This window comes from Staphylococcus hominis subsp. hominis, assembly GCF_002901845.1.
GTDB classification, from domain to species: domain Bacteria; phylum Bacillota; class Bacilli; order Staphylococcales; family Staphylococcaceae; genus Staphylococcus; species Staphylococcus hominis.
This window is the reverse complement of the sequence record NZ_PPQE01000028.1, coordinates 204827-219807: the sequence shown is the minus strand read 5'-3', so window position 1 is coordinate 219807 and position 14981 is coordinate 204827. Positions and strand designations below refer to the sequence as shown.

Below are 14981 nucleotides of genomic sequence, written 5' to 3'. Positions count from 1 at the left end.
CTAATATTGTGCTTAAATTACAAAGAGATTATCTTGATAAAGATAAGGCTGATTATAAATTTGTAAATATGGCATTCTTAGGTAAAGATGCAATCAAAGAATCTAGAGCTGGTCATGTAGTTCAAAATATTGCCCCTAACCGTTATTTAGAATTTCAAAAATTAATTTTTTCAAAACAACCTAATCATGAAAATGAATGGTTAACTGAACAATTAATTGACCGACAAATTGATAAACTCAATATTAGTGATAAAAAAGCAAAAAAAATTAAAAAAGACTATAAAACTAAAAATAGTCAATCTTGGAAAGATGCTCAGAAAGATATAAAACTTTATAAAGATAAAAAAGTTAAAGAGGCGCCAACTGTTTATGTAAATGGTAAAAAATTGAAAGATCCTTATAGTTATACAGAATATAAAAAGTATTTGAAGTAATTAATTTAAAAAAGGTAATCATATTGATGAATTTTCAAAAATCGATATTAAAAATATATTAGAAAAAATAGCTGAAATTGAAGAAACACTATATCAAAGAAATGAATAAGTTATACAAAGATACTACCCATAATCATTGGTTATGTTAATAGTTTCTTATTCACAGCTTATACTCTTTATAATATAGTATTTTAATTGATATGTATTTCTTACTATAATTAGAAAAAAATGATTAACTTAATTCAATTACAACACTCCTTTTTTAAGTTTATATTTAAATTATATAAGTCAATTCATTGAATCCTATAATTTTCATTGGAATAAATGAGCACCGTTCCTAGATTATATGATTCTAATATTTTTCGTTATATTGTGTGTTAATAAATTGTAAGTTCAAGACACTTTATTTTAATGATACAATTATAATTAATACATATTATGTTTTAATTTTTTATATGTATTAATATTCAATTTTATATAATCTTATAAAGGAAGTGAAATATTTGAAAGTCTTAGAAGTAAATAATTTAACTAAAAAAATTAAAAACAAAACGATTCTAAAAGATATTTCTTTTAGTCTTAATGAAGGTGAAATTGTAGGACTAGTAGGAGCAAATGGTGCCGGTAAAACAACACTAATGAAGGTGATTTTAGGATTTTCTCATTATCAATCTGGAACTTATGAAATCACTGAAAATAAAAATACCCAATCAAATACAGGTGCTTTAATTGAAAGTCCTGGTTTATACCCCTTTATGTCAGGCTACGATAATCTTAATTTATTTAATGAATCTAAAGATAAGAATGCTATAGATGAAATAGTAGATAAATTAAATATGAAGGAATATATACATAAAAAAGCAAAATCATATTCTTTAGGTATGAAACAAAAGTTAGGAATTGCTATTGCATTTTTAAATAAGCCAAAGCTTATTATTTTAGATGAACCTATGAATGGTTTAGATCCTAAAGCAGTAAGAGATGTAAGAGAACTTATTTTAGAAACTGCTAAGCAAGGAACAACGTTTTTAATATCCAGTCACATTTTAAGTGAATTAGTAAAAATAACTGATTCTATTTTAATTATTAATGATGGTTCCATTATTAAAGAAACAACTAAAGAAGAATTAAATCAAGAGACTGAAGACGATTTGGAAAATGTCTTATTAAATATTATTGATAAAGAAGGTGAAATGTAAGATGGGTACATTAGTTAAACAAGAATGTTTTAAGTTATTTAAGAAGAAATCAACATATATATTACCTATTATTATAATAGTAATTATGTTAGCTTTAGCTATTTTGGGAAATCACTATTCTGATGTTTTTAACTTAAAGGAAAGTTTTAAAGGTGGTTTTTCTTCATTCTCTTGGGTTGTATTTTTAATGATTATTCAAGCAAGTACAATTATTTCAATGGAATTTCATTATGGAACGATTAAAAATTTATTATACAGAAATTATTCACGTACAAGTATTATAGTCAGTAAATTTATTACATTATTTATCTATTCACTTATTATTTTTCTCATCTTTATTATTATTTCATTATTACTACATTTAATCTTTAATGGAGAGACGAGTTTAACTGAACATTCTAAAAATCATATATCACTATTAAACTCTATGTTATTAACAGCCCTTGGTACATTTGTTGGAATGTGGCTAGTTATGAGCTTAACATTACTCATCTCATGCATTATGAAAAGTCCTGGTGTATCAATTGCTGTAGGTATTGTGTTCTACTTTGCTGCCTCAATTATCTCTGGTTTATTAACAGCAGTTATAGATAAATGGGAATGGTTAAAATGGAATCCTCTGAATATGATGAATATTATGGTGCAAATTACTGACAACGATACATTCAAAAAAATAACAAAGTTAGAATTACATGAGTTATTCATTGGAAACATTATCTATATTGTTATATTTCTTGTATTAGTCGTAGTTGCTTTTAAGAAGAAGAATGTATAGTTTATTTAGTTAATATATTGGAGGTTATAAATTTATTAGAAATGTAATTCAAAATGAGTAAGCTATACATACGTACTACTTATAATCATCACTTATGTTAATTGGAAATTTTTGATTTTGAAACGATTAAGAGACTCCTTACTGAATAAGGGGTCTTTTTTAACATGTTTTCTGATGAAAAATAGTTATAATAATTAGACATATTCTTTTAGATAGTTATTTAACAAAAACAAACTATTTTTAATAAAATGAATTTAATGTTAAATAATATTAATAATAATTTGAACAATATTTATAAATATAGTAAGTTATATCTAGGGAGTGAATATATTGAAAAGCAATGATATTCCTAAATGGATGATGAATTTAGAAAAAGAAGATTTTGAATTTGTTAAAAATTTTGTTATTAATTCTGGGTCACTAAAAGCACTAGCTAAATACTATGAAGTGTCATATCCAACTGTTCGAAACAGATTAAATAGTGTGATAAAAAGAATACAATCTACAAAAGACAATGAAGAAAGTTCATTAGTTAATTATGTGAGGAAGTTAGCTATCGAAGAAAAATTAGATTTGAATGATGCTAAGCAATTATTAGAAATATATAGTCATGAAAAGGAGATTGAATGATTTTGAGTAATTTATTAACATTTCTACCAGCGATCTTATATGCCGTATTATTTGCTATACAATATTTTTTATCTAAGACAGGAAATAAAATAATAGGTGGAATTGTTCCAGTCTTATTTATAGTAGCATTAGTAGTTTTATATATGACAGGTAAATTGGGATTAAATATTTGGGGAACTCTTATTTTCGGTATAATAGGTTTATTATTCTTATTAGGTCAGTGGTATAGTGCTCAAAAAGATAATAAAAAGAAAGAACAACAAGAATTAGATAAAATGATAGGAAAAGATTTAAAGTGAAGTTTAAGATAATTATACCGACTTTAACAAAAATGATGGAGTTATTATTTGTATTAACTATAGAGACAAAATTTTAATAGCATTACTAAACGAAAAGAGAGTGCGAATTCGCACTCTCTTTTCGTGTATAATTATTAAAATCTCAATTCAATTTTATCATATGAGATATGAGACACTGTGAGAGCTTCTCATTTGCATTGATGATATGTTTATCAAGATAATCCCTTATCATTTTTAATTCTATAAACTGTCTGTCGTGTGATATTAACCTCTTTCGCAATTTTACTAATTGCATTACCTTCTTTTAACATTTCCACAACTCGATGATAAATAATACGCTTTTGAGGATCTTTCGCATTAGGTGAGTATAGTAGTGGCCGTCCTTTATATACCCCTTTTTCTTTTGCTACTTTAATCCCTTGTGCTTGTCGCCGTTTACTTTCATTTCGTTCTTGTTCTGAAACCATTGCTAATATTTGAATGATTAGATCTTTCATAAATTTATCTAATAGTGGATTGCCAATCACTTCATTCATCATAGGTAAGCTAGTAATCATCAATTGAACTTCTTTGTCTTTTAAATAATTAACGGTATGAATCACTTCATCGTAATTACGACCTAAACGATCAATGGATTCTACTACTAATCGATCCCCCATTCTCACAAAGTTAAGTGCTTCTTGAAATATCGGTCTGTTTTCAATTGATTTTCCAGACTGTTTTTCTGTAAATATTTTTTCAGCACCAAACGTTTTTAAATTTTCTAGTTGTCTTTCTAAATTTTGATCAATAGAAGATACTCTCGCATAGCCAACAATCATTGATTTCTACCTCGTAATTAATATACACCCTAATCATACGTTTTAGTTACTATAAATTCAATAACTACATCTGTATGATTAGGGTGTACCTTAAAAATACATAAAACACAATTTCTCAATTAATTTGTCACTTTACTTGCTATGTGAGAATAAATTTACCAGTTAAATGAGAAATCCCATCGGTCATTGCGATGGGATTTCGTATATAATTTGCTTTTATAAATATTGATTATAAAAATCTTTCATTTTATTTACTGCTTGTGATACATAAGGTTCTTTATCATACATATCAAAATGATTAGCACCGTCTACAATGAATATATCTTTTGGTTCTAGTGCACGTTCATAGGCATGCTCACTTTGCCAACGTGTACCTGCTTCACTACCTGCAATAAATAGTACGAGTTGTGTCAATAACTTATCTACTAAGTCAAATGCCGTAAATTCAATCATACGGTCAAAACTAATGAATGGAAATTGATTAATAGAACGTTCATGTTGCGCTCTTGGTGTACGATAATATTCCCAACCGTCTTTCGTTTCCTGATCCATATCATCCGTAGGCTCATCTGGTACGAAACCTACAAGTTTTTGTTCTGCACCCTGTGCTTCGGCTTTTCTTTGTTCAGCAACTTGGTCTAAAACAGCGTTGATATCTTCTTCGTTTTGGTCTCCATTCCAACCTTTACGGAAATTTTGGCCAATATCAGCGGCACTAATTCCCACAACAGCTTTGATTCTTTTCTCTGTTTGCGTCGCTTTAATAGTATAACCGCCACCTGCACAAATACCTAAAGCACCGATGCGTTCATCATCTACAAAATTTAAAGTATTGAAGTAATCTACTGCTGCGCGAACATCTTCAACGCGTGAAGATGGATCTTCTAGATTGTGTGGTGACCCTTCACTTTCACCTTGATAACTTGCATCATATGCCATAGTTACATAGCCTAATTCAGCTAATTTTTCTGCATATAGTCATGCTGTTTGTTCTTTAACACCACCTTCTTTAGCAATTTTACTAATAGAAATCCCTTAATCTAAGGTTATTAAAAGTGAAGAAAGCGCGGTGATTAGACTAAATTGATATTCTACAAGTTATTTTATTCTAAAAAACGGACTGTTTACTGTTTCAAATCTTTAAGAATAATGATGTATAATTATAATATGAATACATAAATAGATCAAAATTAAATTGTACATAATTTTCACTTATAGTTCATTATTATCAATTAGAATCAATTGTTCAACAATTATACATAGATTTTAAAAGTTTTCTTGCTATAATAGATTATAATAATTATCATTAGATATTAATTATAATCTCAGTAGAAGGAGTTGTAATAATGAAAAAAATAGCATTATTATGTATGTCATACGGCACACCTTATAACGAAGCAGATATTTTACCGTATTATACACACATAAGACATGGGCATATGCCAACTACAGAAGAATATATAGACTTAAAAGAAAGATATGAATTTATTGGTGGAGTCTCTCCGTTAGCAATTACTACCCAAAAACAAGCTGAAGCATTGTGTAATACTCTTAACACAATGACAAATGACATAAATTTTAAACTATATATAGGTTTAAAACATATTCATCCATTTATCGAAGATGCAATAGATGATATAAGCAAAGATGGAATTGAAGAAATTGTTAGCGTTGTTCTAACACCACATTATTCTTCTTTTTCAGTTGAAATGTATAACAAACGAGTAACTCAATATGCAGAAGATAAAAATATTAAAGTTACTACTATGAAACAATTCTATGAAGAAGAAAAATTCATCAAATATTGGACAGATTCTATAAATGATCAATTAAAATTAATACCTGAATATGAGTATGATCAAACTGCTATTATCATTTCTGCGCATAGCTTACCCGAAAAAATATTAGCACATGATGATCCTTATGCTGATCAACTTCAAGAAACTGCTCATTTAATACAAGAAAAAATTGGTCATAAATATATATTTAATGGTTGGCAATCTGAAGGAAATACAACAGAACCATGGATTGGTCCTGATGTACAAGATTTAACATACGAATTAGTAGGTAAATACAGATTTAAAAATTTTATCTATGTGCCTTTAGGATTCACATGCGAACACTTAGAAGTTTTATATGATAATGATTATGAGTGTAAGAAAGTATGCGATGAACTTGGTTGTAATTATTACAGAGCTGAAATGCCTGGATCTAACCAACTATTTATTGATGCAATCGCAAACTCACTAATTAATAATTATAAAGTAAATAATGATTTATTAATTATGAAATAAAGGAGAATATAAAATGAATAACAAATTAACTGGCTTATTTGGAGCCCCCGTATCAGATAGAGAGAATAGTATGACTGCAGGTCCAAGAGGTCCTTTATTAATGCAGGACATTTATTTCCTTGAACAAATGGCACACTTTGATAGAGAAGTAATCCCAGAGCGCCGAATGCATGCTAAAGGATCAGGTGCATTTGGTACCTTCACAGTAACAAATGATATAACAAAATATACATGCGCAAGTATATTTGCTGAAATCGGTAAACAAACAGAAATGTTTGCACGATTTTCAACTGTGGCAGGCGAACGTGGTGCAGGTGATGCAGAACGAGATATTAGAGGATTTGCCTTGAAGTTTTATACAGATGAAGGTAACTGGGACTTAGTTGGTAATAATACACCCGTATTCTTCTTTAGAGACCCTAAATTATTCCCAAGTTTAAACCACGTGGTTAAACGGAATCCAAAAACAAATATGAAAGACCCACAAGCGAACTGGGATTTCTGGACATTATTACCAGAAGCGTTACACCAAATTACAATCTTAATGACAGATCGTGGTATCCCTAAAAGCTTTAGAAATATGCATGGTTTTGGTTCTCATACATACTCTATGTATAACGATAAAGGCGAACGTTTTTGGGTTAAATTCCATCATAGAACACAACAAGGTATAGAGAACTATTCTGCAGAAGAAGCAGAACAAGTGATGGCTAAAGATAGAGATTCTTCTCAAAGAGATTTATTCAATAATATAGAACAAGGGAATTTCCCTAAATGGAAAATGTACATTCAAGTAATGACGGAAGAACAAGCTCGTAATCATAAAGATAATCCTTTTGATTTAACTAAAGTTTGGTATAAAGATGAATATCCCTTAATTGAAGTTGGTGAGTTTGAATTAAATCGAAACCCTGAAAATTATTTCCAAGATGTTGAACAAGCTGCATTTGCACCAACGAACATCGTTCCAGGTTTAGATTTCTCGCCAGATAAAATGTTACAAGGTCGACTATTTTCATATGGAGATACTCAAAGATACCGTTTAGGTGTTAATCACTGGCAAATTCCAGTTAACCAACCTAAAGGTGTCGGTATGGAAAATATATGTCCATTTAGTAGAGATGGGCAAATGCGTATCTTAGATAATAATCAAGGTGCTAGTACACATTATTACCCAAATAGTAACGGGGCATTTGAAGATCAACCACAGTACAAAAAACCAGCCTTAGATATTCAAGGGCAAGCATATGAATATGACTTTCGTGAAGATGACGATAATTATTTTGAACAACCTGGTAAATTATTCCGTTTATTATCATCTGAAGAACAACAAACATTATTTAAGAATACTGCGAATGAAATGAATCCCGTTACCGACGCATTAAAACACCGCCATATCAGACATTGCTATAAAGCAGATCCTGCATACGGTCAAGGTGTAGCCGAAGCTATGGGAATTGATATTAATGAAGTGGACTTAGATGTCGCAGACTAAAATACAAGAAAAAGGTGACTATATGATATTAGATAACGTAAATCCAGAAGATTTGTTTCCTACTGAGAAAAAAGGACCTGCTATATTAGGGAAAATGGAGTACCCTATCAATGGTAATGTAAAAACATATGATGCTGCATATATTGCAACAAATGAACGCCTTATCTTAAATGTAAATATGGATGGTCAATTTTACTATAGAAATATCCGTTATGATGAAATTGAAGATATTAAATTAGAAAAGGATACACTAACATTGTATTTTAGTATTGGTACATTCCCAATTACAGATTTAAATAAGAATGATTCAGAAACTTTTATAGAATATATTAAAAATAAAGTATAGTACATTTAAAACTAGTTTTTATTATGGGATTTATCAATTAGCAATGAGAAAATCTATGATTCTTTAAATGAATTAAAAAAATATATCAGAGAATCTTATGATAGTAATAATACTTTAGAAGAAACAAAAATAGATGAATATAAAGATCTTATTAATAATTACCTGAAAATTGAATGAGAAAAAGTTAAATCAAGAAAAGCATAATCTCTCCATATTAAAAATGTTCGTTTTTGACACAAAACCTCTCACTTTTATAGTCAGAGGTTTTTCTTACATATTTAGTTTTCTAAACTTGTGTTATAATCAATGTATCATAATTATAAAAAAACATGAGTTTTTAGACGATAAGAGACGCGTTTATTTACATCGAGAACTAGAAGTACCCATAAAACGATTAAAAGAGGTGGTATTCAAATGGCTAAAATTGGTTATGCTCGTGTATCGACACAAGATCAAAGTCTTGATGGACAGATTGATACACTTGAGGAATATGGTTGTGAACGTATCTTTAGCGAGAAAGCGAGTGGTCGCAAAACTAAACGAACAGAACTTGATAAATGCTTAGATTATTTACGTGAAGGCGATATTTTAGTTATCTATAAACTAGATCGTCTTGGCCGAACAACAAAGCAATTAATTGAGTTATCTCAATGGTTAGATGATAATAGTATTGATTTACAAATTATAGATATGAACGTATCAACCAAAGATGCGATGGGCAAGATGTTCTTCACCATGATGAGTGCTTTTGCAGAACTGGAAGCTAACTTATTAAGTGAACGAACTAAAAAAGGACTAGAAGCTGCGAGGGCAAGAGGACGCAAAGGTGGAAGACCATCATTACCAGATCACAAGAAAAGAGAAATTAAATTTTTATATGATGAGCAGAAACTCACAGGGGAAGAAATTGCTGAAAAGACTGATGTAAGTCGTTCTACAGTCTATAGAATTATCAAGCAAAAATAATTTTTTTATTTTTGCTTGTGGTTATCTTAAGAAATTTTATATTAATAAATATTCTCTTTCTTTAAAATGTTTATTAATTGGTTGATTGAATTTTTTAAGTCGTTAGAAGAGTATGAATTATTACTATTCTCTGGATGATGCACGATATTCCTAATAAAAGTCGCCACTGTCACAATTTCCTTTTTATAAACATTGGAATTCATGTTTTCTTTAATATATTCCATGTTTTGTTGAACTCCTTTTTTAGAAAGCCATTGGTCAAAATTCTTAATACTTTGACCAATATTATAATACTGAATGGCATACTTCTGTAAAATTCCATAAATTTTATTATGCACAAGAACATAATTAGACATATTTATATTTTTAATTTCTTCGATAGAAGTCCATCCTGTTTCTATTATGTCAAAGCAAAGCCATTTTAAGTTATACTTTAAATTTTTTTTATTCTTACATAGTATTCTTAAAATTATATATACATCTATTTCTTCTAAAAGCCATTCTAAATCTTCTTCGAGGTACTCTTTATCTTTGTTTAAATTTAAAAACTCTTGCTTTTTCATTAGCAAAGAAACAATATAATCTATGAAACCTTCATGAGGAAAATTTTGTGAATCCACTATAGACCTATCGTTAATATTGGATAAGTCCATATCAATAATAACACTCTCAAACAATTCGAGAGGTAAGCTGATTTCATGAAAGTTCTTTCCTTCTAATATTTTTTGATTAAATTTTTCTTTTATTTCTGAATAACTATATCCAAAAATATTCAAATGGAACTTAACATCATTCATATTATTTATTAATGCTTTTGATTCTTTCTCTGAATAGAAATAATATTCATTTCTTACAGTGGTAAATTGATCTGAATTAAATAACCAATAATGATTTTGGAAATTTCGATTTTTCCCAACATCTATGGTTACATTATTTATAACTAAAGATACTAGTGTTCCCATTATAATCTCCTAACTTTTTTCAAGCGTAAATTCAATCTACAACTTTACAATTTTTGCATTCCTCTACTAACCAGTGTTATAATGTAACTAACAAGAATTCTAGCGTGAATACACCAAACCCCTCACTATTGCCGTAGTGAGGGGTTTTTTAGGTGTGACTATAGTCTCCTATTTATCGTTGCGATTACGTAGCCAATGCGTAAATAACGCAACAATACAACCACTGATGACTGTGGTCGTGATGTGAACAAGAATTTCTAGCATGAATAACACCTCCTCTCTGCGTCTAAATTTGACACCTGAGAGATAGGCGACTTTATTATTATACCATCTGTGAATATACAAGCATATCTACTTCCGATAAGTTAAATTATGTATTATTTTCTGTTTTTCTCTTTCCTTGTATTTTTTCAAATTCTTCTATATGGTTCGAAATCATTGTTGGAGTAATATTAATATATCCACTTTTAAACTTTATTTTTGGGGTAAATAATAGAAAAATGAGTTACATTGATATTCTGAGATAGTGAGGCCATATAAGAAAATAAAATTGATGATGAATGAATAGAGAATATCCTCCTTTTGTTATAGATACTATTTTTAAAAAAAGATGATTATATTCAATAAATTCACATGATTTATATGTAAATTATGTATATTTAACACAAAATAATAATTACTTAATTTACTCGTTTGAGTTTGTATTTTAATAACAGGAGCATATTGGCTAACAGAGGATGATTGTATGAAAGCAGTTACTTATCAAGGATATAAAAATATGGAAGTATGTGAAGTAAATGATACAACAGAAATTATCACTCATACTATACCGTTAGAAGATGTAAAAGAAGCTTATGATATCTTTGACCAGAAAAAAGATAATACTATTAAAGTTATTTTAAAATCACAATAACATATAGATGAAGACGCCTTATTTTGAATAACTCGTTCAAAGTTGAGGCGTCTTTTACCTATATATTTAAATTTTAACATTTTTCTATTTAGAAATTTCTTCCAGAAATTCATCCCCCAATCACAAATTGCATAAACTACTTTATCGAGTGTTTTTCTATGTTTGTTAACTTATACTCAACTTTTGGTGGAACTACTGGATAGACAATTCTTTCAATATTTCTATATTGAAAGAATCTATGATAAGAAAAGAGTTGAATGAATATAATAAATATAAACTCATCCAACTCTTCTATTTCTACTGATTGATATAGCGTTTCAAGTGTTTAGATGTCAATGTTTCTGAACTATCAATAAAGTTTTTAGGTGTTCCACTAAATTGGACCTTTCCGCCATCCAACCCAGGGCCTGGACCGACATCGATGATCCAATCTGCTTCACACATAATCGATAAATTATGTTCAATCAAAATAACTGTATTGTTTTGATCAATTAAATCATCAAAACACTCCATCAATATAGGGATATCCGATTCATGTAGGCCTGTGGTTGGTTCGTCAAAAATAAAAATACTATTTTTTATCTCTTCATCTAAATGTTGTGCTAGTTTCACGCGTTGAATCTCTCCACCAGACAAAGTGGATAAAGGTTGTCCAAGTGACATATAATTCAAACCTGTTTTACTTACAGATTGTAATTTTGACTTAATATCATTCTTTTTATCAAAGAAAATAATACCTTCGTCAACCGTCAAATCGAGAACATCGGCGATTGAATACCCATCTATGGTAGCATCTAATACTTCTTGTTTATAACGTTTACCATGACAAACTTCACATGTCTGTGAAAAATCACCCATAAAAGCAAGTTCCGTTTTAATATAGCCCTTTCCACCACAATTTGGACAGGCACCTTTTGAGTTATAACTAAACATAGCTTTATTTAAGCCTGTTTTTTTACTGAAAAAGCTTCTTACACTATCAAAAACACCTAAATACGTTAATAGATTAGATCTATTAGATCCTTGAACTGCTTTTTGATCAATAAAGATGGTATGGTCATTATTTTCAAAACCTGCTTTAACAAGGGTACTCTTACCTGAACCAGCAACGCCCGTTAAGACTGTTAATACGTGTTTAGGTATAGACGTTTTTACGTTATTTAAATTGTTTTGTGTCACAGGACCGATATTATAAAAATGGTTCGCTTCACGAATATTCTCTTTTAAATTATGTTTGTTACGTAATGCGTTACCTGTCGAAGTATTTGAAGAGAGTAATTCATTATATGTTCCTTCAAATGTGATTTCACCACCATTTTTTCCTGAACCTGGTCCCATATCTATGATATAGTCTCCTTCTTTAATAACATCGGGATCATGTTCAACAATTAACACAGTATTGCCTTTGTCTTTTAAAGATTTTAAAATTTCATTGATTTTAGCTATATCTTCCGGATGCAAGCCAACACTTGGTTCATCTATAATGTAAACCAAATCCGATAAAGAACTATTTAAATGACGTATTAATTTAAGACGTTGCGCTTCACCGCCTGATAATGTCGTTGTGACACGGTTAAGCGTTAAATAACTTAGTCCAATATATTCTAGTGCTTCTAACTGCTTTTTGAGAGGATCAATAATATATTTAGCTGTTGGATCCTCTAATTTATTAAGAAACTCTAAATTTTCCTTAATTGTCATTTGGGTAAAATCAGAAATATTTTTACTCATAATTTTAGAACTTAATATTTTCGAGTTTAAACGTTGACCTTTACATGTGGGACATATTTTATTATTTACTACATTTTTAAGATGTTTGGCGTAGCGTTTCTTATTAAATTCTTTATCGCCTAAAAATATTCTACTGAATCTAGGTATTAGCCCTACATATTTAGCTGACTTTCTCCATTCTTTAGGAGGATTTTTTAACGTCATTGGCTCTTGATATAAAAATAACTCTAATTCATCTTTTGTATAGTCTTTCAATTTTTTATTATTATCAAATAAACCACTATCTCGATAGGCTTTACCACGCTCTTTATCTGGTCCAAAAGAAGGAAAGTCTATTGCACCTTCATTTAAAGACTTATCCCAATCTAGCAATTCATCTAAGTTAATGTCTTCAATATATCCTAATCCTTCACAAGTTTTACACATGCCCTTAGGACTATTGAAGGAATATGCATCTGAATAGCCAACAAACGGTTCGCCTATTCTAGACCAAAGTAATCTAACGGAGGCATATATATCCGAAACTGTTCCTACCGTAGAGCGAGAATTCCCATTGAATCTTTTCTGATTAATTGTCATTGCTACAGGAAGATTTTTAATTTTTTTCACTTTCGGTCTGGGTTGTTGATTTAAATGAAATTGGATATAACTGGAATAACTTTCATTTAGTAGCTGTTCAGATTCCGCAGCAATAGTATTAAACACTAAAGATGATTTCCCTGAACCAGAACGTCCTGTAAATACGGTTACTAAGTGTTTTGGGATATTTACATCTATGTTTTTCAAGTTATTTTGTGAAGCACCTGTAATATTAATAAAATCCATTAAGTATCCTCCTTTATAATCTTTACAACATTGATTATTGCATATTAATCAATGATTAACTACTCATTCAAAAGACGACAACTTTAAGTCTTTTATATTACAAATTATTCCACCAATTCAATCCGTCTTCACTAAATAATTTTTTCACTTTCTTTAGGTCCATAGCTTCCAGAGGCATAATTAGGAAACTGTGGCTGTTCTTGTTTTCATACATTTACAATATCAACGAGTACTATAAAAGTGTTTTCAAAATTCAATTACACTATATTTATATCAATAGCGTTAATATTTGTTAATACTGAAATTTTTGTCATCTACGAACATATTGATATAAATAGAATTATAAAATTTAAAATATGACTCATTTGTCAGTATTGTTTAAAAACAGGAGCTATGTAAAAATGAGTTATATCAAATATTAAAAGATAGATGTCAGTACTTTAAATGTTTATAGAACTTTTAAATAAAATACACTTCAATATATAGTACTTTCTATTATAAAGTTATTAATTATCTGGACAGGAAGAAACTCATGATACTCGTTTCAAAAAACAAAAAAGAAAGGGTTAATTATGCTAAATATTAAAGACCAAAATTATTTTAAAAGAGCATTAAATTTCTTTATACTATCAACAATTCTACTACTAATGACAATTCCAATCGCTTTATTTTTTCATCCTTCAGAAGAATTTATAAAACAATTAGGATCCAATTCACCTGAAAGCGTTAGTAAATCACAAGGTCTAAAAAAAGTTTGGGGGTTTATACAAAATAATGGCTTTCATGTACCAATACAAATGCTTTTGTTAGCTTTAATACCCATACCATTTTTATATACTCTAAACTTAATAGTATCACTTATTATTCCTGGCATACTATTCGGTTTTTTCATCCATTTTGATACTTACAAAGGTCTAACTAGCTTAATCGCTTATATACCCCATTACACTTTGGAAATTATGAGTTTTTGTATATTTACTAGTGGTCTTTATATGCTAAATAAATCAATCTTAAGAAAAATAATCAATCTATTCAGAAAAGAAAAAAAGCAAAACTACTCTTTCAAATTAAGTTTAATTAATTTATTAAAAGCATATTTATTCGTCTGTTTACCATTGGTTATATTAGCAGCATTTACTGAAACATATGTAGCTGATATGCTCTCAAATTTAATGAATTAACTACAATCAAAAAAATACAAAATCGCAAAAAGTGAGGTCATTTTATGTTTCTTGAAAAATTAAAATGCAGTCATTGTGAAAAAGAAATCGACAAAAACGAAAATATAACA

General features: G+C 29.1%; 14 protein-coding genes and 3 pseudogenes. 11 read left to right on the top strand and 6 right to left on the bottom strand.

Annotation, left to right across the window (positions count from 1 at the left end):
• The 5 genes from CD034_RS08265 to CD034_RS08245 all read left to right on the top strand — a co-directional run.
• The coding region (locus CD034_RS08265) for a DsbA family protein (RefSeq protein WP_258026836.1) at positions 1 to 434 on the top strand (434 nt) is incomplete at its 5' end.
• A 503-nt stretch (positions 435 to 937) separates the two neighbouring features.
• Positions 938 to 1633 carry an ABC transporter ATP-binding protein gene (locus tag CD034_RS08260; RefSeq protein WP_103288295.1) on the top strand — a complete coding sequence of 232 codons (696 nt, stop codon included), beginning with the start codon at positions 938 to 940 and terminating at the stop codon, positions 1631 to 1633.
• A 1-nt stretch (position 1634) separates the two neighbouring features.
• On the top strand, positions 1635 to 2408 hold the full coding sequence (locus tag CD034_RS08255) for an ABC transporter permease (protein WP_103288294.1): 774 nt from the start codon (positions 1635 to 1637) through the stop codon (positions 2406 to 2408).
• Positions 2409 to 2738: 330 nt separating this feature from the next.
• Positions 2739 to 3038, top strand: coding sequence for a DUF2089 family protein (locus CD034_RS08250; RefSeq protein ID WP_103288293.1), 300 nt, complete (start codon positions 2739 to 2741; stop codon positions 3036 to 3038).
• The gene (locus tag CD034_RS08245) at positions 3035 to 3337 is read left to right on the top strand and encodes a hypothetical protein (RefSeq protein ID WP_172457908.1); all 303 of its coding nucleotides are present in this window, start codon (positions 3035 to 3037) and stop codon (positions 3335 to 3337) included. Before CD034_RS08250 ends, CD034_RS08245 begins: the two co-directional genes overlap by 4 nt.
• Positions 3338 to 3549: 212 nt before the next feature.
• On the opposite strand, the gene CD034_RS08240 is transcribed toward CD034_RS08245, so the two are convergent.
• Both CD034_RS08240 and CD034_RS08235 read right to left on the bottom strand, forming a co-directional pair.
• Positions 3550 to 4158, bottom strand: a complete 609-nt coding sequence (locus CD034_RS08240; protein ID WP_103288292.1) for a recombinase family protein — start codon at positions 4156 to 4158, stop codon at positions 3550 to 3552.
• Between the two features lie 216 nt (positions 4159 to 4374).
• Positions 4375 to 5163: pseudogene (locus tag CD034_RS08235) on the bottom strand (alpha/beta hydrolase); the annotation flags it as partial.
• 338 nt (positions 5164 to 5501) lie between these two features.
• On the opposite strand from CD034_RS08235, the gene hemH reads away from it, so the two are divergent.
• The 4 genes from hemH to CD034_RS08215 all read left to right on the top strand — a co-directional run bounded on the left by hemH (position 5502) and on the right by CD034_RS08215 (position 9259).
• Positions 5502 to 6452, top strand: a complete 951-nt coding sequence (gene hemH, locus CD034_RS08230; protein ID WP_242288079.1) for a ferrochelatase — start codon at positions 5502 to 5504, stop codon at positions 6450 to 6452.
• Positions 6453 to 6465: 13 nt separating this feature from the next.
• Complete coding sequence (locus tag CD034_RS08225) at positions 6466 to 7947, top strand: catalase (RefSeq protein WP_103288290.1); 1482 nt, start codon at positions 6466 to 6468, stop codon at positions 7945 to 7947.
• Positions 7948 to 7969: 22 nt separating this feature from the next.
• Positions 7970 to 8293 carry a PH domain-containing protein gene (locus tag CD034_RS08220; protein WP_103288304.1) on the top strand — a complete coding sequence of 108 codons (324 nt, stop codon included), beginning with the start codon at positions 7970 to 7972 and terminating at the stop codon, positions 8291 to 8293.
• A gap of 414 nt (positions 8294 to 8707) precedes the next feature.
• Positions 8708 to 9259, top strand: coding sequence for a recombinase family protein (locus CD034_RS08215; RefSeq protein WP_103288289.1), 552 nt, complete (start codon positions 8708 to 8710; stop codon positions 9257 to 9259).
• A 41-nt stretch (positions 9260 to 9300) separates the two neighbouring features.
• On the opposite strand, the gene CD034_RS08210 is transcribed toward CD034_RS08215, so the two are convergent.
• Complete coding sequence (locus CD034_RS08210; RefSeq protein ID WP_103288288.1) at positions 9301 to 10221, bottom strand: HEPN/Toprim-associated domain-containing protein; 921 nt, start codon at positions 10219 to 10221, stop codon at positions 9301 to 9303.
• A 168-nt stretch (positions 10222 to 10389) separates the two neighbouring features.
• The gene (locus CD034_RS11095; protein WP_000889979.1) at positions 10390 to 10485 is read right to left on the bottom strand and encodes a type I toxin-antitoxin system Fst family toxin; all 96 of its coding nucleotides are present in this window, start codon (positions 10483 to 10485) and stop codon (positions 10390 to 10392) included.
• A gap of 526 nt (positions 10486 to 11011) precedes the next feature.
• On the opposite strand from CD034_RS11095, the pseudogene CD034_RS08205 reads away from it, so the two are divergent.
• A pseudogene (locus CD034_RS08205) lies at positions 11012 to 11134 on the top strand (alcohol dehydrogenase); the annotation flags it as partial.
• A gap of 211 nt (positions 11135 to 11345) precedes the next feature.
• On the opposite strand, the pseudogene CD034_RS11520 reads toward CD034_RS08205, so the two are convergent.
• Together CD034_RS11520 and CD034_RS08195 are read right to left on the bottom strand one after the other, a co-directional pair.
• A pseudogene (locus tag CD034_RS11520) lies at positions 11346 to 11420 on the bottom strand (winged helix-turn-helix transcriptional regulator); the annotation flags it as partial.
• Positions 11421 to 11431: 11 nt separating this feature from the next.
• Complete coding sequence (locus CD034_RS08195) at positions 11432 to 13690, bottom strand: ATP-binding cassette domain-containing protein (RefSeq protein WP_172457907.1); 2259 nt, start codon at positions 13688 to 13690, stop codon at positions 11432 to 11434.
• Between the two features lie 572 nt (positions 13691 to 14262).
• Here CD034_RS08195 and CD034_RS08185 point away from each other — a divergent pair.
• A complete protein-coding gene (locus CD034_RS08185; RefSeq protein WP_002449494.1) occupies positions 14263 to 14871 on the top strand; it encodes a stage II sporulation protein M in 609 nt (202 codons plus the stop codon).
• The last annotated feature ends 110 nt before the right edge of the window (positions 14872 to 14981 follow it).